At 65.3% G+C, this 22,857-nt stretch carries 19 protein-coding genes; 10 read left to right on the forward strand and 9 right to left on the reverse strand.

Translation table 11 applies throughout. The features are described from left to right. The 5 genes from ABT127_RS37070 to ABT127_RS37090 form a co-directional block, all read left to right on the forward strand. Positions 1-1,234: hypothetical protein (locus ABT127_RS37070; protein WP_351460255.1), on the forward strand; the 1,234-nt coding region annotated here is incomplete at its 5' end. Next, a complete protein-coding gene (locus tag ABT127_RS37075) occupies positions 1,234-3,384 on the forward strand; it encodes a DEAD/DEAH box helicase family protein (RefSeq protein ID WP_351460257.1) in 2,151 nt (716 codons plus the stop codon). The genes ABT127_RS37070 and ABT127_RS37075, both read left to right, overlap by 1 nt. Before the next feature lie 60 nt (positions 3,385-3,444). Continuing rightward, positions 3,445-3,630, forward strand: a complete 186-nt coding sequence (locus ABT127_RS37080; protein ID WP_351460260.1) for a hypothetical protein — start codon at positions 3,445-3,447, stop codon at positions 3,628-3,630. Continuing rightward, positions 3,627-5,705, forward strand: a complete 2,079-nt coding sequence (locus ABT127_RS37085; protein ID WP_351460262.1) for an AAA family ATPase — start codon at positions 3,627-3,629, stop codon at positions 5,703-5,705. The genes ABT127_RS37080 and ABT127_RS37085 overlap by 4 nt, the downstream gene beginning before the upstream one ends. Then, positions 5,705-6,178 (forward strand): DNA phosphorothioation-associated protein 4, encoded by a 474-nt coding sequence (locus ABT127_RS37090; protein ID WP_351460265.1) that lies wholly within the window; start codon positions 5,705-5,707, stop codon positions 6,176-6,178. Before ABT127_RS37085 ends, ABT127_RS37090 begins: the two co-directional genes overlap by 1 nt. A gap of 49 nt (positions 6,179-6,227) precedes the next feature. Here the strand turns inward: ABT127_RS37090 and ABT127_RS37095 are convergent, their stop codons facing one another. The 6 genes from ABT127_RS37095 to dndB form a co-directional block, all read right to left on the reverse strand. After that, a complete protein-coding gene (locus ABT127_RS37095; protein WP_351460267.1) occupies positions 6,228-7,193 on the reverse strand; it encodes an HNH endonuclease in 966 nt (321 codons plus the stop codon). Between the two features lie 13 nt (positions 7,194-7,206). Further along, on the reverse strand, positions 7,207-8,919 hold the full coding sequence (locus ABT127_RS37100; protein ID WP_351460269.1) for a ParB N-terminal domain-containing protein: 1,713 nt from the start codon (positions 8,917-8,919) through the stop codon (positions 7,207-7,209). A gap of 128 nt (positions 8,920-9,047) precedes the next feature. Continuing rightward, positions 9,048-9,425 (reverse strand): DNA sulfur modification protein DndE, encoded by a 378-nt coding sequence (dndE, locus tag ABT127_RS37105; protein ID WP_351460271.1) that lies wholly within the window; start codon positions 9,423-9,425, stop codon positions 9,048-9,050. After that, complete coding sequence (gene dndD, locus ABT127_RS37110) at positions 9,415-11,445, reverse strand: DNA sulfur modification protein DndD (protein ID WP_351460273.1); 2,031 nt, start codon at positions 11,443-11,445, stop codon at positions 9,415-9,417. Before dndD ends, dndE begins: the two co-directional genes overlap by 11 nt. Next, entirely contained in the window at positions 11,432-13,027 is a 1,596-nt protein-coding gene (gene dndC / locus ABT127_RS37115; protein ID WP_351460275.1) for a DNA phosphorothioation system sulfurtransferase DndC, read from the reverse strand. Before dndC ends, dndD begins: the two co-directional genes overlap by 14 nt. Further along, a complete protein-coding gene (gene dndB, locus ABT127_RS37120) occupies positions 13,024-14,163 on the reverse strand; it encodes a DNA sulfur modification protein DndB (RefSeq protein ID WP_351460278.1) in 1,140 nt (379 codons plus the stop codon). Before dndB ends, dndC begins: the two co-directional genes overlap by 4 nt. 249 nt (positions 14,164-14,412) lie before the next feature. On the opposite strand from dndB, the gene dndA reads away from it, so the two are divergent. After that, positions 14,413-15,567, forward strand: coding sequence for a cysteine desulfurase DndA (gene dndA, locus ABT127_RS37125; protein WP_351460280.1), 1,155 nt, complete (start codon positions 14,413-14,415; stop codon positions 15,565-15,567). Positions 15,568-15,580: 13 nt separating this feature from the next. Here the strand turns inward: dndA and ABT127_RS37130 are convergent, their stop codons facing one another. Next, positions 15,581-17,017: a DNA phosphorothioation-associated putative methyltransferase gene (locus tag ABT127_RS37130; protein WP_351460283.1), complete on the reverse strand. Its 1,437-nt coding sequence runs from the start codon at positions 17,015-17,017 to the stop codon at positions 15,581-15,583. A 701-nt stretch (positions 17,018-17,718) separates the two neighbouring features. Beyond that, a complete protein-coding gene (locus ABT127_RS37135; protein WP_351460285.1) occupies positions 17,719-18,018 on the reverse strand; it encodes a hypothetical protein in 300 nt (99 codons plus the stop codon). A 55-nt stretch (positions 18,019-18,073) separates the two neighbouring features. Between ABT127_RS37135 and ABT127_RS37140 the strand changes: the two genes are divergently transcribed. The 3 genes from ABT127_RS37140 to ABT127_RS37150 are packed head-to-tail and all read left to right on the forward strand — an operon-like array spanning position 18,074 to position 19,570. After that, the gene (locus ABT127_RS37140; RefSeq protein WP_351460287.1) at positions 18,074-18,388 is read left to right on the forward strand and encodes a hypothetical protein; all 315 of its coding nucleotides are present in this window, start codon (positions 18,074-18,076) and stop codon (positions 18,386-18,388) included. A 16-nt stretch (positions 18,389-18,404) separates the two neighbouring features. After that, positions 18,405-19,142 carry a hypothetical protein gene (locus tag ABT127_RS37145; protein WP_351460289.1) on the forward strand — a complete coding sequence of 246 codons (738 nt, stop codon included), beginning with the start codon at positions 18,405-18,407 and terminating at the stop codon, positions 19,140-19,142. Positions 19,143-19,150: 8 nt separating this feature from the next. Beyond that, positions 19,151-19,570 carry a hypothetical protein gene (locus tag ABT127_RS37150; RefSeq protein WP_351460292.1) on the forward strand — a complete coding sequence of 140 codons (420 nt, stop codon included), beginning with the start codon at positions 19,151-19,153 and terminating at the stop codon, positions 19,568-19,570. Between the two features lie 201 nt (positions 19,571-19,771). Here the strand turns inward: ABT127_RS37150 and ABT127_RS37155 are convergent, their stop codons facing one another. Further along, positions 19,772-20,653 carry an alpha/beta hydrolase gene (locus tag ABT127_RS37155; RefSeq protein ID WP_351460294.1) on the reverse strand — a complete coding sequence of 294 codons (882 nt, stop codon included), beginning with the start codon at positions 20,651-20,653 and terminating at the stop codon, positions 19,772-19,774. A gap of 163 nt (positions 20,654-20,816) precedes the next feature. Between ABT127_RS37155 and ABT127_RS37160 the strand changes: the two genes are divergently transcribed. Continuing rightward, positions 20,817-22,835 (forward strand): AfsR/SARP family transcriptional regulator, encoded by a 2,019-nt coding sequence (locus tag ABT127_RS37160; protein WP_351460297.1) that lies wholly within the window; start codon positions 20,817-20,819, stop codon positions 22,833-22,835. Positions 22,836-22,857: the final 22 nt, after the last annotated feature.

Genomic DNA, 22,857 nt, shown 5'->3' on the forward strand with positions numbered 1-22,857 from the left:
CTCGTTGACTCGCTCCAAGCCCCAGCCGACTGAGACCACTGTCGTCTCTGGCGGGCTGTCCGAGCTCGTCGACGTGTTGTCCGCCCTCCTGCTAGGAAATAAAAACGACGAGAGCATTCTTACTCTCGGTGACGTTCTTGGTGAGGCGGAGACGGCGGACGGGGAGCTTGGAGTGGTCTCGCGCATGCTCCGCGACGCCACCTTCATGGTCGGCGAGGGCTGGGTTGTGCCGGATCGCTCCACCGATTCCGAGCGGCGTCGGGCAGTGAGAGGCGACAGGCCCTCGGCAGAGCAGAATGCTACGGAGGGTAATAGCCCTTCGAGTGCGGCCGAGGAAGTCAAAAACAGGGAAGCAGAGAGTGACGGATCCATTCCGCTTGCAGGCACGCTGGCGGATGTCGGCGAAGCGAGTCTGGAGGCGTCGCCCGGAGACCTCATCGCGCAGCTCCTCGAAGGCTGCGCTGAGGGCATGAGCACCTCGCTCATCGAGGGTGCACTGGACGGAGTCGTGCCACAGGGAGAAGTGACAGAGGCGCTCTTCACAGATGCGCGCTTCGCGATCACGGCCAGGGGAGCCTGGTGCCTCCAGGACGGTTCCGACACGACTGCACCCTCCGCTGCAGCGATCCCGTCCCAGGGACTTTCCTCCCGAGAAGAAGAAGCGTCCGCCTTAACCACCGAGGCTGCCAGCGGCGTCGGCTCGCGCGGCGGGCTTCAGCGTGAGCGCGAGCGCCTCGACAAGGTGGAGGCCGCCTTGCGCGAGGCGGACACCCCGCTGACTGTCGAGGAGCTGAAGGAGCGCACGGGCGTCGCCATCGGGATCCAGTATCTCCGGCAGCAGATCGAAGGGGATGCCCGCTTCAGCCGGAGCCAGCGGAACCACTGGGCGCTGACCGAGTGGCACCTCCCGGTGTACAAGCCGATCAAGGAACTGATCTCTGACATGGTCGATGCGCACGGCGGCCAGGTTGAGGCAGACAAGGCTGTGGCGCTTCTTCGCCGAGACTTCGACATCAAGGAGTCCAGCCTGCGGACCGCCATGTCCATTGCGCCCTTCACCGCACGCGGAGGGATCGTCCGCCGTATAGGTGAAGACCTGGACATTGGCTCCGAGGAAGCAGCTGTCCCCGCAGCCCGCGCCGCTGAGACCGATGCGTCGGGCGAGCAGCAGCCCCACCCGGTCGACGAGGCCCCCGACGTGGACGACCTCATGAACCACCTGGGGTTGATCTGATGGCGACTTCCCCTTTCCTCCGCAACTGCGGCGCGGAGTCCGACTACCGCAGCGACCGCAACAACCTTGTCGAGGACTTCTACCTGCCGGCCCTCGCCGCCTCCACCGCCTACGACCGGGCCGTGGGCTACTTCGCTGCGTCCGTGATCGCCACGCTCGGGCAGGGAATCGACGAGTTCACCGCGCGCGGCGGCACCATGCGGATCATCGCCTCCCCCTACCTTGACCCGGCCGACATCAAGGACATTGAGGACGGCTACGAGCTGCGTGAAGTCCTCCAGCGGGCTGCCCTCCGCGACCTGGAGCAGGCGGTCGAGGACGCGCGGGCAGCCCGCGGCCTCGGCAAGCTCGGACAACTAGTCGCCGAGAACCGAGTCGATTTCAAGTTGGCCTACGTCGAAGAGCGTGGCCGTGTTGGCATGTACCACGAGAAGATTGGTGTCTTCCGGGACGGCCGAGACGTCATCGCCTTCAAGGGCAGCGCCAACGAGACCCGCTCCGGTCTCGTTGGCAACTTCGAGGCGATCGAGGTCTATCGGAGCTGGGAACCGAGCGATGCACGCCGGGCCGCGCGTATAAGCAAGGACTTCGATGACCTGTGGGAGAACCGCACGCAGATGCTGCGCGTCATCCCGTTCACCGATGCCGCCAAGGTGATCGTCGAGCGCAGCGCCCGGGCCACCGCAGACCAGTACGAGCTGGACGAACTCCCGACCGGCGGAACCCCCATCCGCACCACGCCGCTGCCTCCTCCTGGCACGCTTGCGATCCCGCCCAGCCTGAAGGTTCGCGACTACCAGAAGGAAGCTGTCCAGAACTGGTTCCGCAACCAGTGCCGAGGCATCCTCCGCATGGCCACAGGCACAGGCAAGACCCTGACCGCACTTTCCGCTGCCTCCCAGCTCGGCACGCTCCTTCGGAAGAACGATGCGTCCGCCTCACTCCTCACTGTCGTCGTGGCCCCGTACCAGCATCTGGTCGACCAATGGGCCAAGGACATCGAGTGGTTCGGCGTGACACCGTTGCGGGCCTACGAGGCGACCAGCAGATGGTCCCCGCGCGCTCACAGCCTGCTCCAGAACATCGCCCTCGGCGGTACCCGAGGCGGCGTCATTGTCACCACCAACGCCACCTTCGGCGGCGATGCCTTCCAGAACCTGCTCAGCTCCTACCGGGGGCACCTCCTCCTCATTGCGGACGAGGCCCACAACCTCGGCGCCGCGCACTTGCGTACCCGCCTCCCGGAGAAGGCCCAGTACCGCCTCGGCCTCTCCGCCACCCCGGAGCGCTGGTTCGATGAGGAGGGAACCGACGCCCTCACCGACTACTTCGACCGAGTCGTCTTCGAGATGGGAATCGGCGAAGCCATCCGCCGCAGCGCCCTGTGCCGCTACACCTACACACCCATCCTCGTGGAGCTGGACGACGAAGAAGCCGAATTGTACGCGGAGACCAGCGCGAAGATCGCCCGCCTGATCGCGGCTGGTACAGACCTGAAGGAGACCGCCGACCGAGACTCCCCGCTCGGCCGACTTCTGAAGAAGCGTGCCGACATCATCGGCCACGCCCGCGGCAAGCTGGAGGTCCTCCACGCGGAGATCGAGAGGCGCCGGGACACCAGCCACCAGCTGATCTACTGCGCCGAGGGCAAGCACCCCCTTCTCTACGAACACGGCACCGACGGCCTGCGTCAGATTGACCAGGTCATGGAGATGGTCGGCAACGAGCTGCACATGCCCGCTGCCCGCTACACCTCGGAGACCAAGCGCTCGGCCCGCCTGGACATCCTGCGCCGCTTCGAGAACAACGACCTCCAGGTCATCTCCTCCATGCGCTGCCTGGACGAAGGCGTGGACGTCCCGGCCTCCCGGACCGCCTACCTCCTGTCTAGTTCCTCCAACCCCCGCCAGTTCATCCAGCGCCGCGGCCGCGTCCTGCGCAAGGCGCCCGGCAAGGAGCGCGCGGACATCATCGACTTCGTCGTCGTGCCGCCTGCGGGCGGGGACGCGATTCAGTACGAGACCGAACGCAGCCTGCTCCGGCGCGAACTGGCTCGCGTCGAAGAGTTCGCCTACCTCGCTGACAACGAGGGAGACACGCTCAATGTCCTCCGCCCCGTGCGCGAGCGCTACGGCCTCTTCGACACCTGAGCCCTCACTGCAAGTACCCCCATTCCTTCCGTACCCGCTACCTCGAACCAGGAGTAACCCGTGAGCGACGAACCAGCCGGCCAGCCTCCCGCACGAACGGTGCGCGACGTCCTGAACGAGCTGCCGCGGGAAGCCAAGATCCTCGTCCAGAAGGTCATCGACCTGGAGACCGAGAACATCCACATCAGGGAGACGACCAAGGTCGTCCCGAAGATCGTCGACACCGTGAGGGAGCTGACCAAGTGAAGCTGCTCAAGCTGACGCTGAAGAACTTCCGAGCCTTCTACGGTGAGCAGGTCCTCGACCTGTCTGTGGAGGAGGGCAAGCCTGCCGTCCTCATTTTCGGCAACAACGGTGCCGGCAAGACCACCCTGCTCAACGCGTTCGCCTGGGCCCTCTACGGCACCTTCTCGGAAGACGTGGAACAGCAGCATCGTGTCATTCACGACAAAGCATGGGCGGACACGGCGTTTGGGGAGGACATCACGGCCTCGGTTCGGCTGGACTTCGAGCACGACGGGACCCGGTTCTCCGTGGTCCGGCACGTCACCGTCACCAAGGAGAAGGCGGAGCAGGAGCCCGTCGAGCCTGAGCTGACGGTCACGGAGATCGGGACGGATGGGGAAGCCCAGAGCATCCTCAACGGCCAGGACCGGATCGAGAAGATCCTGCCCAAGGGCTTGCGTCAGTTCTTCTTCTTCAATGGTGAGCGCATGGAGAAGATGTTCTCCGGCGACGTGAAGCGGGAAGGCGAAGGCAAGAACCAGGAGGTCCAGAAGGCCATCAAGACCCTTCTGGACTTGGAGGCCATCGAGCGTGCTCTGGAGGACCTGCCGAAAGTCTCCCGAAAGCTCGCCAGCGAGATCGACTCCAAGGAGGACAGCAGGCTGAAGCAGCTGTCTGACCATATGGACCAGCTCGCCACCCGCGAGAAGGAAGAGGTGGCAGAGATGCTGCGCCTTTCCGGCGACATCAGCGCCTTCCAGAAGGAAGTCCAGTCCATTGACCGCGCCCTGCTCCAGAACAGGGAGGCGGAGCCGCTCCAGAAGAAGCGGGACTCGCTGACCCGCCAGATCAAGGCCGCGCATGACCGGCACATGGAGTACAAGAGCCGCAAGCGCGAGCTGCTGTCGCGGCACGGCTTCCTGGCTCTGACCAGCGGGATCGACACCAAGGTGATTGAGCTCGCGGACGAGATGCGCGAGCGCCGCCAGCTGCCCGCGGGCATCCAGCGCAGCTTCATTGAGGACATTCTCGAAGCCCAGCTGTGCATGTGCGGCCGTGAGGTCCGAGAGGGGACCCAGGAGTACGAAGAGCTGGACAAGCGCAAGTACAACGCCGGTCTCGAGGACGTCCAGGAGAGCTGGATGCGGGTCAGCGGCAAGATGAAGAACCTGGAGGAGAGGCGCCAGGAGATCCTGGAGCAGCTCACACTCAACGCTTCCGACATTCAGAAAGTAGACGCCGAGATCAGCGAGCTGGAAGCGGAACGCTCCGATGTCGATCGGCAGCTAGAAGGGGTGAACATCCAGGACGTCCAGCGCCTCATCGAGCGCCGGAAGAACTACGCCTCCAAGGAGACCGACGCCCGCGTCGCGCACAAGGAGGCTGAGAACAAGGTCACCTCGATCAAGCAGGAGGCAGAGGCCACAGGCCGTCAGTATCGGAATGCTGAGGTCAAGAGCGAGAAGGCCCGCAAGGTTCAGATGCAGGTCGAGCTCGTCGAGAAGGTGCGTGCCGCGCTGAAGGAGATCCTCGAGATCAAGACCGAGGAGGTCCGCGACCAGCTCGACAAGAAGGTCAAGGAGGTCTTCTCCCGGATCTTCATCAAGAGCTACGTACCCGAGCTGAACGACGACTTCGAGCTGGAGCTGCACACCGCGAGTGGAGTGGCCATCCGCTCCACCGGTGAGAACCAGATCCTTGGCCTCAGCTTCGTCGGCGCGGTCTCCGAGGTTGCCAGGAACATCAGTGCCCGAAAGAAGAACAGGGGGGAGGCGACCATCGAGACCGGCAGCGGTGGTGTCTACCCGGTCGTCATGGATGCCCCCTTCGGCAGTCTCGACCTGACCTATCAGGAAGAAATCTCCAAGGCCCTGCCAGCGCTGACATCCCAGATCGTCACCCTGCTCTCGCAGTCGCAGGCGCGGGGCAAGGTTCTGGAGAACCTTCAGCAAGCCGCCAATCAGATGTACGTACTGCGCTCTTACACGCCGAACCAGTCGGCAGGCGAAGAGACGATCGTGATCAACAACCGTGAGGTTCCGTACGTGTCACACGGCGACTTCGAGCACACTGTTCTGGAGAAGGTGACCTTCTGATGGCCTACACGGACCGATTCCGCCGGCCCAAAGAGCATGAGGAGCTGCTCGGTAAGCTCACCGACAGAAAGACCGGGACATTTGCGACCATGGTCGAAGCGATGATGTTCGCAGCGCTGCTTGGTCGCCGCCGAGGCGGGCGCAAGCCGTTCGACCAGGCTGACGAGCCGATCCGCCTCGCTCTCATGGAGAGCCGGGACTACGGGGAGGTGCTCCTCGACATGCTCGGAGCCGTCGAGTGCCCCGACGACCCGAAGATCCTCAGCGCGGACCGCCAGCCCGAGCGGGTCCTCATTTTCGAGGAGTACGCGAACGCTGGCCTGTCCCACCTGCAGACTCTTATAAACCGTCAGTCCGACCAGGACCTCGACACGATCATCTCGAACCTCGTGCTCGAGGGACTTCAGACGCCGCCGACGGAAGAGAAGGACGACGTTGGCGACATCCTGGCCAGCGCCGATTTGGACTGGTAGTTGCCTTGGCGGGGTGTGTCCGTCTCCGACGGGACGCACCCCAACCGGATCAAAATCGACTCTTCTGGAAGTTCTGTGCGTAGGTTTTCGCTCCTACGAAGCGTTGATTACGCCACGGGTCGTGACTGTCGCAGTAGACGGCACAGTTAGTGGGATTGATTGCCCCGGACAGACGTCGTGGGGCTACGAATAGTTCTGCATTGTCGATACTTGCTTTGCAGCCAGAATAATCCTCACAGCGCCCCCGCATCTTTACGAGTCGAACGACCCAGAGTGGGCGAGGAACGCTGATCCTGCCCATGTTTGGATGGTCGAATGTACCCGCGTATGCGGATGGAGTGCCGTAGAGATCGATATGTGAAGACTTTTTGCGGTTGCACCATCCACAGGCAAGCCTCAAGTTGTCCATGGAAGTTTCTCCGCCGATGGCCACAGGGCGGATGTGATCCACCTGCGGCAGGAGATCTCCTGGCCTGAGTCCACGCGGACGAACGAAATCAACTGCGATTGGTGGAGTCACTTGTGGCGCATCGGATACCCATAGAAACCTATCTCTCGCCGCGGCTGTGAACAGGTATCCGCATAGGTAGCATCGGGGGTTCGGCTGACTGCTCCAAATCTCGCTGCGTTCCTTCTTTGTGAGCCTTCTTCGGTGGATGCTCCGGCGGAATTCAATCTCGGGCCATGCTGTCTGTGCGACTGCCTTTGCCAAATGGGAGATCTCGTCCCAAGGCGCGCCTCTGTGATCTTCCTGGAGGGCTTCCCGCACTTCCCTATAGAAATGGGCGTAGCTCAATCTGTTGTCGATCTCGTAGGCTGCAGTATCGACGATTCCGTTTATGTACCAGAGGGCCCAGGTGGTATTGATGTCAGACTTCAGTAGCCACCCCAGCGGGCCGTGTGCGTGCTGAGGGACCGACTGTCTAGCGAGGGCGTGAATCGGGGATGTTTCCCAGGGATAGTTGAAGGCTTCTTGGGCTACCGTGATCCATGAGGCCAAGGTGCGGGTGTCCATGGTGAGCCCTCGATCAGGGCGTGTAGTTTTCTACGCGCGGAAGACGCTCCGGATCCTTGCGGTACTCGACCCAGACTTTTGCCCACTTCTCACGGACTGCTCGCTGGTCTTTCTTCAGCCCGACGCGCCAATCTCGGTTGAAGTACTGATTATTTACATCTTCGAGCCAAGACTGAACGGTGGAGTTGACATCCCCGACGGAATGCAAGGTCATCTTGCGCTCGGTGAGGAACTGGAAGTAGTCGGCGGCCAGGATCGTCAGGTGGATCTTGTTGTAGAGATTTGACGTGGTGCTTCCCCAGGCGTTATGGGCGTTCTGGTCGTCATCACCGAATCGATTCCTGATCTCCCAGAAGAATCGAATTGCGACGTCACGCCAAGGGCCATCCGGGGCTTTCCAGATCTTGTATTTCTCTTCCATGGTGGTTCCGGCGGAAACCAGATTGGAGCTCTCGAAATACCTCCGGCGCCAGACGTCAGCGAAATCGACGGTTCCGCCAAAGATTTTCCCCCCCTTTAGCTCACGGAAGATGGAGGTGAGGGACTTCAGAACCGTCCACTTGAGTAGGTTGCTGGCGTCGCCGCCGATGCCGGTCTGTACCAGCCCCATGAAAGGGCTCTCGCTGGATCGGGTCATGTAGGCAACGGCTTGGGAGTCGTCGAAGGGGATGCCGGCGCGGCGTAGCCGATCTGCGACGGGTTCCGTCTCCTCTTTTGAGAGAGAAGTTGAGACGATGGTACCTAGCAGCGCCGGTTGCATGGGAGTGGCTTTCTGATTCACCACTACAAACTGGAAGACATGTTCCGAAGGGCTGGAGTCAAGCAAGAGCGAGATAGGGAGGAACCGGGCCTTCGATTCGAGGACTCGCCTGTGGGCTAGGTCGGGTTCGGCTCCACTGTCGACCTCGGCGGTCGCCAGCTCCATCCCCTCCTTGGAGTTTGCGAAATCTTCTGCGGCGCGGACGGCGCCATGCAAACGATGCTGCCCATCCACCAGCACTACGGGGCGCAAATAGCTGAGCAGAGCATCGATGTTGAAGCCGGCCAGGTTATCAGGGCGCTGCGGAGGGGACATTTCTCGAAGGATCGATGCTCTTATCTTCAACTCCAGGTAGAAATCGAGGATCTGAGTCTCTTCGATGAGGAGAGCAGATGCGAGATCAGAATCCGGATCGACGGCCTCGGGGTCGATGGGGAAGAAGTCGACTTCCGAGTCTTCCTGGTCGGATTCTTCTTCCTCGGGAAAGTGCTGCTGGATGGACTCGCTCTGCTGCCGGGCTTGGTCCAGAACCCCCCGGCGGCGGGCAGCGTCGATTTGTTGTTCCCGGAGAGCGGGGACCCGCTCCTCTAGCCGCGCGCACACGCGGTCGAGGGCGTCGAGCAGGGTGAGATTCTCCACCGACTCGGTGCGAATGGTCAGGGTGCCGAACTTGGGCTGTTCAGAGTTGAGTGTGAAGCTGACGGCCGTAGGGTCTTGAAGGGCACCGAGGAGCGGGTTCTGAACCACATTTCGTTCTTCGCTGAAGAACTTGGCCAGTTCACGCAGCCGCCCTTGGTTTTCTTCCCGCTGCCAGCCGACCGTTTCACTATCGCTGAGCCGGCGACGCTGAGGGACGCCGACCCACCGATCGATGTCGGTGGCTTTGGCCGAGAAGAGCAACAGCGGCTTACTGCTCGCGGTTTCCTGCGAGACGTATACCGGGTATTCGAACTTCTCCTCGGGCATGCCTCTCCCCCCTGGGCTGTGTTGAGCGGCATGGAGGATCTTACATGTGCGATGTGTCACTCGGGGGCTGGTTCTGGTATGGCGAGGAGGGGCCGCTTGGGTAGACGCGACCCCCCTTGTAGCCACGGTCACTTCGTAGCTGCCCCGATCAGCCCCTCGATCGCCGTCATCTCCTTGTGCGCACCCAAGTACCCGACCCCCCGGGCTAGATGGATCGTCAGCGTATGGGAGACGTTCTCGTCCGTCGGCTCCAGTCCGTCGGCCACGCAGCGCTGCTTGAGCAGGGCGAGGTAGAGGTCGCCGTGGGGTCCGGCGAAGGTCTTCCAGGACATCTCGACGTTGGAGTCGGTGACGACCTCACGAACCAGGGGGGTAGAGGCGTCTGCAAGGGAGAGTGCCAGGGCCCAGCGGCACAGGACGTTCCACTGGCTAATGCCAGTGGTGTGCTTCAGACGGCTTAGGCGGTCCTTGCTCGCGGTAGCGAGGCGGATGTTCTCAAGCGGCATTGCTGGCTCCTGCGTTCCACCAGTAACCCTCGACGACGCTGGTGGTGAAGGTGGTGTCGTCGTGGACCAGGGTGTAGGTGTGGGCGACGGCCTTCTTGAGGCGGCCAAGCAGGTATTCGTCGATCTCCTCATCGGTGGAGAGGAGGAGGACTTGGTCGCTGGCGTATGGGAAGTATCGGTCCACCAAATGCTCACGGTGGCGGCTGTCGAGCCGACCCAGCGGCGTGTCGATGACGCTTGGCAGGTGGCCGCCGGCGACCTTCATCAAGCCCCAGAGGAGGGAGACAGCGAGTAGCTGGCGCTCGCCCGCGCTGAGACGGCCGGGGTCGATCGGCTCTCCGTCGGTGTCAGCCAGGGTGAGCGTGAACTTGTCGGTATCGATGCGGAGGTCGTTCACCAGGCCCTGCTTGCGCATGAGAGTCTGGAAGCTCGTCAGCATTGCTACCTCGAGGCGGCTGATGTGCCGCTTGAGGAGGGCATCGCCGAACTGTTCCAGCGTCTTCCGGGCCTTTTCCGAGTACTTGATGATCCGCTCGACCTCTTCGGCCTTCACCTTGGTGCGAACGAACTCTTCGTGGGCACGCTTTAGGGAGGCGGAGACGTATTCGAGGCGGCGCTTCAACTCGGCGACGTTGTTGAGGCTGTTCTCGTGCTCCCGTTCCAGCCGTGCGACTTTCTGGAGCTGGTCTTCACGCTCCGTCTGGATGGCCTCGACCTTGCTCTTGGCCGGCACACCCGCCAGCTGACGCTCCAACTGCACACGCTCTTCGGCGGCTTTCGCAGCCTGCTGAAGGAGCTCGACAGCTCGTGCCTTGTCGCGACTGAGTGCCTCGTCGAGTGCCGACAGCTGGGGGAGCGTGTCCGGGGAGAGGCCGAGATCCACCTTGAGGCGGGCGGACTTGGCGCGCTTGGCGCGGTCAGCCTCCAGCTCCTCCATCACGGCGGCCTTCGCCTCGGCAGGGAGCATGTCCATTAGCCACTGGTCACGTTCTTCGAGCACCCCCAGTACCTGGTGGGACTCGGCTGCCGTCCGCTCGCGACCAGCCTGCTTGTGCAGCTCATTGAGGTGACTCCCCATCATGAGGAGCGGAAGCGGGCCTGCAGCCAACTGGACTAGGGAGCTGCGGATTTCGGCGAGGCGAGCGGAAACCTGCGCGAACTCGCGCTCGATCTCGACGCGACGTTCGAAGAGGCTTCCGCCCTCCTGCTTGTAGGCAGCCTCCAGCGTTTCGAGAGTGCGCCGAGCTTTGACGAGCTCGCTGTTGCGCTGCGCGGCCTGCTGTTCTGCGTTCTCCAGAGCGGCCTCGGCCGCTTGCCGTTCCTGCTCCTCAGCGTGGATCTTGTCCATCAGGTGCTGCTCTTCGTCTGACAGCTTCTGTCGGCGCTGAAGCGCGAGCAGGTCCGTACGGAGCTGCTGGACGGTGTTGACACCGAGCAGCGAGTGGATGGCCGATTCGATGACCGATGCCGCACGCTCGGGGTTGGCGAGCGATTCGATCTTCTCTCCGTCGAAGAACGACAGCGAGGCGACTTCCAGAGGGAGCAGGCTTTCGATGTGATCGGCCCACTCCTGGCTGAGAACCCGGCTGTACTTCAGCTCAGGTTCGACACGTCGCCCCGGCTTCGCCCGGGAGCCGTACTCCTCGTCGACGAACGCGTTCACGAACTCCTTGAGGGTTGTCTTGCCGCTGGTGTGCCAGCTGCGGACCACCTTGTAGTAGTGCTCCGTGCCGTCCACAGTGACCGTGAACTCCAGGATGATCTGAGCACCGCGGGTCGGGTCCGCCTGCCGGTTGATGCTCTCGCGGAGGTACGTCTCGTACGACTTGTTGCCTCGACCGCTACAACGTGCTCGCGGCCCGTACAGCGCTAGCTGGATGGCGTCGAGAAGGGTCGTCTTGCCGCAGCCATTGAGTCCGCCGATGAGGACGATCGGCTTGTTCTTCTTAGTAGTCAGATCCAGGGACTGGGTGCCGCGGTAAGCCCCGAACTCTTCGAGAGTGATCTTACGCAGGAGCATCGATATTGGTTTCTTCGTCCAGAGTCGGGTGGGTCGGCGATTCGTCACGCCACTTGTTCTTGCGCTGCGCGAAGTCGATGGCGTCGGCGCTGTCCTCGTAGTAGCCCTTCTTTACCGCAGTCTCCAGAGCCTGGAAGAGGCCAGCACGTCGGGACATTGTCCGGTACTTGCGCTCGACGGAGAGCAGCTCACGGACCATGTCGTAGTGCAGGTCGTCCCCGCAGAGCTCCTTCAGCAGCTCCATCTCGTCCGCGCCCATGACGAGCTGCTCGTCCAGAGGCCCACCCGGGAAGTCCTCGCCCGTGGACTCCTTGTAGATGCCGGGCAGCGAGTCTTCGACCTCGTGTTTGTCGAAGACCCAGATGCGGCGGATCTCGTGCAGCTCGTCGAGGGTGATCAGCTCGATGTTCTTGACGTGCTCTGGCGCGTTGGCGCGGATCCACGTCTGGGCGTCCAGCAGGTCCTTGAGCCAGTCCTGGCGGAACTTCTGCAGGTACGGGCCGTGGATCGGGACCTCTTCGCCGTCGGTCCGGCGCGTGTAGACCATGACCTTGCCGTTCATGCGGCGGAAGTCTCGGGCCGGCTGGTCAGGGCGGGGGTACGGGAGCTTCCGGCCGGCGGGGAGTCCTTCCTCGCCCTCTTCGAAGTAGCCGAACGGGGCGTCGAGCTTGTCGCGGAGGTCCAGGAGCGGCCTCATCCACTCCTTCTCCTCGTCGTTCTGGATCATTGCCGACATCGACTTGTCCTGCTCAACGAGCGTGCATGTCCAGCACCCGAAGCGACTGGAGCCGCAGGAGGGAGTGGTCGAGTCGACCACGAGCGGGCACTCGCCATCGCCGGAGGCGCCCTGGTACATGGTGAGGAGATCCTGATTGTTGTAGCCCCATGGGTTGGGCTTCTGCATCAGGTACTCCCAGACGTCGTCGTTGGTCCAGTCTTCGACAGGGCTGTAGACGAGGGAGTTGGGAAGGTTTGCATTGGGGGAGAGACGATCACGGACGCGCCGCTTTTCGTGCTTCTCCATGGCACGGGCGCGCGCCTGGCTCTCGGTCTTACGGATACCGAGCACCATGATCGCCTCGCCGTGTGCTGCCACGACGTTCCGGATGAAGGAGTTGGAGGGCTTGATCTTGAGGCGCTCGGTGCACCAGCGGAACTTGGGGCGCGGCGCCGGGTAGCCCCGACCGATCAGGTTGACCCAGAAGGTGTCCTTGACCTCCGGCGTCAGGCGATGAGGCTCGATAGGGAGGCCCTGCTCGGCGGCAGCTTTCTCCATCGTCTCCAGGGATGTCGTCACCCACGCTGCGACGACGGGGTTCTCGACGAGGGTGTCGGTGCTGATGACGTGGACCGTCTTGGTGCGCTGCTCCGCCGGCAGAGCGGCGATGGCGTTCCATACGAGCTGAAGGACCGCGGTGGAGTCCTTGCCGCCGCTGTATCCGATGACCCAGGGCACTTGGTCGGCGGTGTAGAGCTCACGGACCTCGTCTGAGAGCTTGGCGATGACCTCTTCGAGGGGTTGCCCGTCGAACGGCTTCCGCCGGACCGGCGTGATGCCGAGTTGCAGAGGGATGGTGCTCATGCTTCGCCTCGCAGGTATGCGTCCTCTGCCCGCTGCTCTTCGGCGCTGAGGCCGAGGCGCAGGTGATTGCGCAGGTAGTTGACTGTAAGAGTTACATTTTGGTGGCTTTTGGAAACGCGGCCACCGACGATGGCACGGCCCTCCCAGTCTTTATTCGACCGAGTCCAGTCGACTTTTTTCAGAGGGGAAAGTTTCCGCTTCCAAGTACTGGGTGCGGCGGATTCCCGAAGTAGGGAATTTCCGATGCGGCCGAGAGCGTGCAATGCGATTCCGTGACTGTGGATGAAGTCGCGCCGCATCTCGGGTGCCGAGAGCTCTCGCTTGCGAACCATCTCCCACTCGGGAAGCGTCGTGTCGATGTGCTCCCAGTACTCCTGCGCCAGCTCTGCTGCGGCGTCTGCCTCGATCTCCAGGCCCTGGAGGAGGGACTGGGTGCCGTAGTAGAGAGCGCTCAAGGTGAACATCATCCGGGAGCGGGCGGAGAGGGTGCTCTTCTCCATCTCGACGTAGCCCTTGAAGACCTTGCACTGGCCGGCCAGGGTGCGCGCGACCTGGGCTTCGCTGTCCCGGTGGTCGTAGAGGACGCCGATGGACCGGGCCGGACGCACCGCGTGCCGGTTGAGGTCCGCGAACATCTGCTGCGAGCGGGCGAGCCCCGCGTCATGGAAGAAGACGACGGCGATCGTCTCGTTGCCAATGTCCGGGTTCTCCTTGAGGGCGTGCTCGATGGCTGCGCGCCGGTGCTGGCCGTCGTTGATCAGGAAGCGGGAGTCCATGGGGATACGCAGCTGCCCGGCACGGAAGGCGTTGCCGTCGGAGCCGAGATGGTCGAACTCCATGTCGCCGTCGACGGATGCGGTCAAAGCGCTGAAGACGTAATCCTCTGGATTGTCCAGAATGTACTTCGTGAGTGCCGGGAGGCGTCCCTTATTGAGGATCCGCTGGGCGCGCAGTTCTGGCGAGAGCTCGTCTTCGTCGAAGATAAAGATCTTTGGGATGAGGCGCAGGGGGCACATCGATACGTAATACTCGCGCCCTGCCTGGATGCCGCGGATCGCAGGGAACGTGTACTCAAACCCCGTCGAGGTGCGCGGAGCCACGACTCTAGTCGCTGGTGTCGCTGCTTCGATCTCCACCCGGCAACCTTAGCGTACGTCATCCGTTTAACGTACGAGGCTTGCTGAAGTTACGTTACCTTCACGTACGTCAGACGCACAGGCATGTCTGGGGGTGCGCCTGGCTTGCGTGAAGGGCGTTACTGCCCGGGAAGACGTACGTCGATGTCTGTGTTGACAACTCTGAGGTGCCGCACTGTGCGTCAGTCGAGCAGGCGTGTACGTTAACTGTTTGACGTACCCGGTAACGGGATGATTGCTCTGGGATGGGTGAGCGCTGTGGTGGCGTATCTGGATGTGGCGGCAACGACCCGTGTGGAGCCGCGGGTAGCTGACGTGGTGCTCCACTGGATGACCGAAGACTTCGGCAACGCTGGCAGCCGCACCCACGAGTACGGAGCCCGGGCCAAGAAGGCGGTCCAGGAGGCCAGGGCGTTCCTCGCCGGGACAGTCGGTGTGAGGACCGAAGAGGTCATCTTCACCAGTGGAGCGACGGAGTCCAACAACATCGCGCTGCTCGGCATGGCCCCGTACGGCGAGAAGCACGCCCGGAAGCACATCATCACCTCCGCTATCGAGCACAAGGCGGTCATCGAGCCCCTGCTGCATCTGCAGGAGAAGCAGGGGTTCGATGTCGATTTCCTGAAGCCCGGTCCCTCGGGGCGGATTTCTACGGAGGCCGTGCTGGAGAAGCTGAGGCCAGACACCCTGCTCGTCTCGCTAATGCACGTGAACAATGAGACAGGCGTCATCCAGCCCGTGGCCGAGCTGGCGGAGAAGCTCCAGAAGACCCCGACTTTTCTCCACGTCGATGCCGCGCAGGGATACGCGAAGGTTCCCGAGGACCTGAAGGCGCCCATCGATTTGACCAGCATCAGCGGTCACAAGATCGGTGCACCCAAGGGGATCGGCGCTCTGGTGACCCGGCGTCGCGGCTGGGACAAGGTGCCGCTGGAGCCGATCATGTTTGGCGGCGGGCAGGAACGAAAGCTGCGCCCCGGGACGCTTCCCGTGCCACTGGTCATGGGGCTGTACGAAGCATCCAAGGTCTTCCAGGAGAACCGGTCGCGTTGGGAACGGGACGCGAAGGAGATGCGGGAGCGGCTGCTCGCCGCGCTCGGGAAGACCCGCTTCCAGATCAACGGCGATGCCGACCACGCGGTCCCGCACATCCTCAATGTGACCTTCGACGGGCTCAATGCCGAGGCCCTGATCGTACGGATCAAGGACCAGGTGGCCGTGGCGACCGGTTCCGCATGCACCAGCGCCTCGTACACGCCGAGCCACGTGCTGACCGCAATGGGCCTCCCGGAGGAGGTGGCCACCAATGGCCTCCGCTTCTCGTGGTTTCCCGGGCAGGTCTCGGACTTCGACCCGGACGGCTTGGCGGAGACGATCGCGTACATGCAACCGGATGCCCTCTGACGGTTTGAGCTGCTCAGTCTTCGGGGCGCTGGACCAGCCGGTGTCCCCGAAGCATGCGACCGCACCTGATCAGTTCGGCCTCCCAGCCGTTCTCGGTGCCGATCAGGTGCGGATTCTCGTAGAGGCCGGCGCGTAGCTCGGACTCGGTCAGACGGCGGTAACGCGGAATGTCCGGGTCGTCGGGCGCCAGGAATTCGTGCTTGCGGTGGAGCAGAGGACGGTTGGCAGAGTTCGCGTAGGACATGTGCGAGGTCTCGAGGGTCTTGAGATCTACGAGGTACGAGGACGTGATCCGCGGGTGTGGGTCCTTGTCGAATTCCGGGTAGGCGAGCCAGCTGATGGCTCGCCCCTGGTGCTTCAGCTTGGCGATGGTCCATTCCTGAGGGCGGCCGGCGGCGACGGAGGCGCAGTGCTCGTACAGGCGCAGGACTGTCGGCATCCGGTCGATCGCCCGGCGGTGCACGTACAGCGCGGTCGGGGTGATCTTGCCGACGCTGGATGCGTTCATGGCGCCCCGGATATAGGTGTCGTCCCGGAGCTTGAGGAGCAGACGGTCGGAGCGCCTGCAGGCTTCCTTGTACGAGGTGAAGAACGAACGGACGTCGAGCTGGATGCCGAGGGGGAGGCTGCTGAACGGGCCTCGGCCGTTGAAGAGCTCGACGGCGAGGAACAGCAACGTGTTCAGCGTCGTGCGCTTGGCGCCCTCGGAGACCCTCCCGGCGTCTGCGGAGTCGCGTATGAGACGCCTAAGTTCGCCGGGTTTCAGGTGGGCGAGCTGTTCGGCCATCGGCCGGGGCATCTCGTCGACACGGGGCGGGCGGCCACGCCGTTCGACGTAGTCGACCAGCGAGGCGATAGCGGAAGTGGTATCGGCTGAAGCGAGCCACTCGGCGTCGGGGACGATGCGGTGTGCGAGGTAGCCCAGTCGGGCTGAGTCGTCCTTGAAGGCGTACACGATGCCGGGGGCCGCCGATATGCAGCGTGTTTCTGTAACCTCCTCGACGTAGATCCGGAGCTCGTCCGGGCTGAAGAGGTGCTGGAACGTCTGCCGGCTGGTGAGGAGGCCGTCGCCGTACTCCTGGCCGCGGACTTTGGACCGCTCCCAGGTGAGGCGAGCCGAGACGATGAGTACGGAGGTGGTCAGCCTCCATGCCTCCTTGAGCGTCTGCCGACGCTCGACGGGGTCCTCGATGATGTTCAGGACGTAGGTGAGGAGGACGACGTCGGAGGGGGCCACCGGCGCGCTCGAGTTGTAGTAGGGGTCCCAACCGGTGATCTTGCAATCGAGGCGCTGGAGGGAGGCGACGTCGCCGCCGCGGCCGCAGCCGTAGTCGAGGATCGTGCCGTCCGTGTTGAGCTGGCGGTCGGCCAGAGCCTGGCGCGCCGGCACGGAGAGGCTGGAGCGACCGATTGCGGTGCGGCGGCGGTCGCTGTTCCATGACTGCTGCATGTCGGCCTCGTCGGTCGAGGAAGGGGGCGGGTCGCAGCATAGGCAGGGCGGCGGTATGGGCGAAGAGGTTTCCGGAAGCTGAGGTTTCCAGCACGTCCCTCAGTGCAACCGGTGAACTTGCCTGGCTGGCAGGTGGGTATCGGCACTGTCATTGCGATGACACTCACGCTTATCCAGGACCAGTCGCCGCCCGAGCAGCGGGGCGTAACTACCTCGGCAGCGACGACGCTGCGCACCTGCGGCTCGGCGGCTAGCGCGAACGGCATCGCCGTTCTCACCGCGCCCCTCGACACGACCCAGCACCAGGGTCAGCAGAACCGGGCGCTTGCTGTATGCGGACGTAGGTCTGAAGCGTGAGCGCTGCGTGAGCGGACTGGGCGGCACCACAGCGGACCGGGAGTCATGCTGATCAAGGCTGCAGGTCTCTGATCAGCGAGAACAGGATTAGGTGGCACCGTCCGGCACCACTGATCACGATCTTGCAGGCCCTCGTAATGCGTAGGTCTCGGGTTCGAATCCCGAAGGCGGCTCAGTTCGGAAGACCCAGGTGGGATGAAATCCCACCTGGGTCTTTCTCGTTCAACGGACGCTGTGTCGGCGTTGCAGTGCAGGCGGCGGCAGCGATCGACTCTGGCCCCGGCGCGTAGCTCCTTGCGATCACAGATCTCAGCTGGGATGCGGAGAGGGCCGGACGGCACCATCTACGGAGTGAGGGCCTGGCTGAGCGCCATGGCTCCGAGCACGAGCGCCAGCGCCCCCCAGCTGTAGGCGACCTTCTGGCGTCGCCAGCCCACAAAACCTACGCAGGCCGCGGCCGTGATCACGACGGTGACGGCGACTGCGGCGAAGGTGGTCTCGCCGGTGAAGAAGGAGGCGATCAGACCGGCCCAGAAGCCGAATCCGAATACGAATCCGGCGCCGAGACCAGAGGTGTAGATCCATCGATTCGGATCTTCCTTGCGTGGCAGGGGGCGGGCGGCACGGGTCTCCGGGGCAGGCACGGCCGTCATGCTAGCGCCCCCGACCTTGTGCAAATCACGTGATAGAAGAACCCTCATGGCATTTCAGGTGGAGCCGGATGATCTGTCGGCATACGCGAAGATGATCAATCGGGCTGCCGAGGACACCGAGGAAGGCAAGCGGTACCTGGCGAAGTTCGCGGACATCGACGCCTCGGACCAAGGGCTGTTCACCCGCCCTCTGGGATTCCACGGATCCCTGGTCACTCACGTCAGCACCGTCCTCGGAAGGCTCGGCGTCATCTTGGACGCGTCGTCGGCGGAGCTCGACAAGGTTGCCGCCTATTACAGGGACACCGACCAGGGCGAGGCGAGCCGTATCGACAGCCGGCAGCCTCACGTCAAGCGCTGAGGAAGGACTGCCACGTATGAGTGTCGCCGATGTCGCGGAGCCGACAGTGCATCTGAGGGCACCAGGGACGCCGACGGAGTTCCACAGCCCGTTGGAGCTGCTCAATGACGCGAGCGACCTGGTCAGCCCCACCTACTGGGTCAACGAGATCCTCGATGCGGCGCTGGGCTTCAACCCCATGGACAAAGCGAAGGAGTACGTCGCCGGCGATTGGGAGGCGTACGCCAAGTGCGCTGATCTCTGGGAGAACCTGGGCAAGCTGTGTGCGGACGTCGGACGCAACGTCCAGTCAGGCAACAGGTCACTCGATGCCGCCTGGAGCGGCAACGCCGCAGATGCGGCATTCGTCTACTTCAGGACGCTGGCGGAACGCTGTGACGATCTCCAGGCCGACCTCAACTCCCTGTCCGAGAAGTACGGGGTGGTCTCGCACGGAGTCTGGTCCACTGCGGAGGCCATGGGGGCCATCCTCGGGACCATTGGCGACACGGCAGCTGTAGCGGCCATCGCGGCAGCTGCCGGAACTCTGACCTCGTGGACGGGATCGGGCGCCGTGGTCGGATACGGGCTGGCGGCTGTCGAGATCGTTCGCATCGTCGAGTTGTGGGGTGAGTTGACCAAGCTCGTCAACAACGCGCAACTGATCGTCAATGGTGCGATGTCTGTCATCGAGGTCGTGGGCGGAGAACTGTCGGGAAAACTCAACGACTTCCCTCTTCCCAACAGCGCTTACGACAACAAAGTCGTCAACTAGGAGCCCGGATGAACCATGGCACGCTGGGCCCCGGGCCCCAAGTCGGCGACGGCGAATTCAGCGGGATCACCCGTGACCCGGTCCAGGCCCGAGTCCTGCGCAAGCAACTGCAGCAGTTGGCCGGGAACGGCACTTCAGCGGAACTGCGGGAGATGTCCCGGGAAGTTCTCTCCGGCCGCATCGGCCTGCGGGAGGCGCTGCGGATTCCCGCTTACGCCGAGGCGTTGGGAGAGCGCGCCAGCGCCTTCCGTCAGGCCTGGGAGCAGATGCCCGAGGAGGAACGAGAGCGGCAGACCGCACAGGCGCACCGGTTCATCGAGGCCCAGCAACGGGAGATCGAGACCGAGCAGGCCGAAGAAGCTGGCGCTGTCCCGTCGGGTTCCCGCGTGGCCAAACACAGTGGCAGGCCCGGCTGGAGCGTGTACTGATTCGCGGTATCTGGACGGGGTGGGTGCTCCGGTCGTGCAGGTCTTGCTCTCTCCGCGGGGCGCGGGGTCGGCTGTCCCCGCGCCCATGAGTGTTTGCTCTCCACGGAGTTGAGTGTCCGGTGACGTCCTGAGCGGGTGGTCCGGTCCGAGGCAGGCCGGGATTTGAGGCGGCGCACGCACCCGCCCCTCCGCGGGAACCGCTCAGCGGTCGGCGAGTGCCCGGATCTCGGTGGCGATCAGCGTGGGGTCCTCCTCGGCCATGAAGTGGCCGCAGGACACCGTGCGGTGCTCCAGATCGTCGGTCCAGGCGCTCCACAGGCCCTGGGCGTGGTAGCCGAGCGCGGCGCCCCAGTCCTGCTGGAGGACGGTCACCGGCATGGCGAGCTTGGTGCCGGCCTCGCGGTCGGCGGTGTCGTGGTCCACGTCCACGCCGGCCGAGGCGCGGTAGTCGGCGACGATCGAGGGCACGGCCGCCGCGGACGCGGCGAGGTAGTGGGCGCGGACGTCGGCGGGGATCGCCTCCGGGTCCTTGGTCCAGGCGTCGAGGAAGTAGCCGAAGAAGGGGTCGGCGGCCGCCCGGATCATCTCCTCGGGCAGGCCGGGGGCCTGGGCCATCAGGTAGAGGTGGAAGCCGACCGCGGCCGAGACCCCGTGCAGGGCGTCCCACATGTCGAGGGTCGGCAGGACGTCGAGGAAGAGGGCGCCGGCGACGGTGTCCGGGTGGTCCATGGCGGCGCGGAAGGCGACCAGCGCGCCCCGGTCGTGACCGGCCAGGGTGAACCGGTCGTGTCCCAGCTCGGTGACGAGGCGTACGACGTCACGGCCCATGGTCCGCTTGGAATAGACGTCGGGGCCGGTCTCGGCGGGCTTGTCGCTGGCGCCGTAGCCGCGCAGGTCGGGGCAGATGACGGTGTGGTCGGCGGCGAGGTCGGCGGCGACGTGCCGCCACATCAGGTGGGTCTGCGGGAAGCCGTGCAGCAGGACGACCGGTGCGCCCGTGCCGCCGACCGCGGCGTTCAGGGTGACGCCGTCGTCGACGCGTACGCGGTGCTCGGTGAAACCGGGGATGTTCGGGGTTGTCACAGTGACTCCTGTGGTTCGTGACAGAGTGGACGTTCCGGGCCTCTGACCTCGGAGGTCCGGCTCGTCCGGGGACGTCACCCAGGTTGTGGCCCCCGGATCAGCGATCGATGAGTGGACGCGCGGCACCCGCCGGGGACGGCGCCGCCCGCGAAAGGACCCTGTCGTGGGCGTGGAGTTCGGACTGCTGGGACCGGTGGCCGCCCGGGACGCCGACGGTTCGCCGCTCCCGCTCGGCGGGCCGCGCCACCGGGAGGTGCTCGGGCGGCTGCTGATCGCCCGGGGCCGTGTGGTGCCGGTCGGCCGGCTGGTCGCGGACCTGTGGGAGGACGAGCCCCCGGCGGGTGCGGTCGGCGCGGTCCGCACCTTCGTGGCGGCGCTGCGCCGCGCCCTGGAACCCGGCCGTCCGCCCCGCCGGCCCTCCCGTCTGCTGGTCACCGACGGCCCCGGCTACGCCTTGCGGGCGGGCCGCGAGGCGGTGGACGCCTGGCGCTTCGAGGACACCGCCGCGCGGGCCGCCGAGGCAGCGCCGCACGCGGCCGTCGCCCTGTGGGACGAGGCGCTCGCCTGCTGGCGGGGGCCGGTGCTGGCCGATTTCCCCGCCGCCGCGTGGGCCGCCGCCGAACGGGCCCGGCTGGAGGCGCTGCGGCTGGACGCGATCGAGCGGCGCGCCGACGCCCTGCTGGCGACCGGCGCCGCCCGAGACGCGGTCGCCGACCTGCGCGCCCATGTCGCCGCCCACCCCGGCCGGGAGGACGGCTGGGTCCTGCTGGCCACCGCGCTGGAGCGGTCCGGGCGCCGCGGCGAGGCCCTGGAGGCGCTGGCCCAGGCCCGTGTCGCCCTCGCGGGCGGAGGCGGCGGGCGCGGTCACGGCGGTGCCCTCGCGCGGACCGAGGCGTACATCCTCGGCGGTGCGGCGGACTCCGCGGCCGAACCGGCCGGGGCGGCCGACAGTGTCTGGGACCGGGCGGCGGCATCGTGGGACCGCTCGGTCCCCGCCCGCTCCCGGGCCCGGCTGCACGCCACCGCCGGACTGCTCAGGGACCTCGCGGTGACCGGCCCCGACGGCCTGGAGGAGGCGCACCGGCACCGGCGGGACCTGGTCGCGGCGGCCGAGACGACCGGCGACCCGGAGCTGGCCGCCCGGATCATCGGCTCCTACGACGTCCCGGCGGTGTGGACCCGCGCCGACGACCCGGACGGCGCCGGTGAACTGGCCCGGTCCGCCGCCCGCGCCGCCGCCCGGCTCGGCCCGGAGGGGCCGCCCGCGCTGCGCGCCCGGCTGCTGTCCGTCGTGGCGGTCGAGTCCCGGGGCGACGCCGCCGCCGACGCGCCGCTGCCCCGTGCGGCCGACGCCCCCGCCGCCGAACCGTGGCGGCTGCGCGCCGAACGCGCCGCCGAGGAGGCCGTCCGGCTCGCCCGGCGCCTGGGCGACCCCGCACTCCTGGCGTTCGCCCTCAACGGCACCTTCATGCAGGCGTTCGCCGCCTGCGGGTCGGCCGCCCGCCGGGACGCCCTCGGCGCCGAACTGACCCGGCTGGCCGTCGACCACCAACTCCCCGGCCACGAAGTGCTGGGCCGCATCGTCCGCCTCCAGGCGCTCGCCGGACTCGGCGACTTCGCGGCGGCGGACACCGAGGCCGAGGAGATCGACCGGCTCGCGCACCGCAACGAACGGCCGCTCGCCGGAGTGTTCACCGCCTGGTACCGGGCGCTGCGCACCTGCGAGACCGACGGCTGGCCGGCCGCCCGCCCCCGGTACGCGCGCGTCCTGGCGGAGACCGCCGACTGCGGCATGCCCGGCCTCACCCGGGGCGCCGCCGCCCTCGTCGCGCTGGTTCCGGTCCTGCGCGGCGACGCCCTGCCCGACCCCGCCGACTTCGCGCACCTCGACCCCGGCCCCTACCGGCCCTGGCTCGACCCCCTGCTGCTGGCCGCCTCGGGCGCGACCGAAGAGGCCCGGCAGGCGCTGACGACGGTTCCCCGCCCGCCGCACGACCTCCTCCAGGAGGCCCTGTGGTGCGTACTCGCGCGCGCCGCCGCGGCTGTGGGCCATCTGCCGGTGCTGCGCCGCGCCCGGGATCAACTCCTCACCGCCCGCGACGAGTTCGCGGGCGCGGGCAGCGGCCTGGTCTCCTTCGGCCCGGTCGCCCGGCACCTGGCAGCAGCCGACGCGCTTCTTTGAGGGGCGTTCCTCGCGCATCAGG

Origin of the sequence: Streptomyces sp. NPDC001904 (genome assembly GCF_040297005.1) — a bacterium.
Lineage (GTDB): Bacteria > Actinomycetota > Actinomycetes > Streptomycetales > Streptomycetaceae > Streptomyces.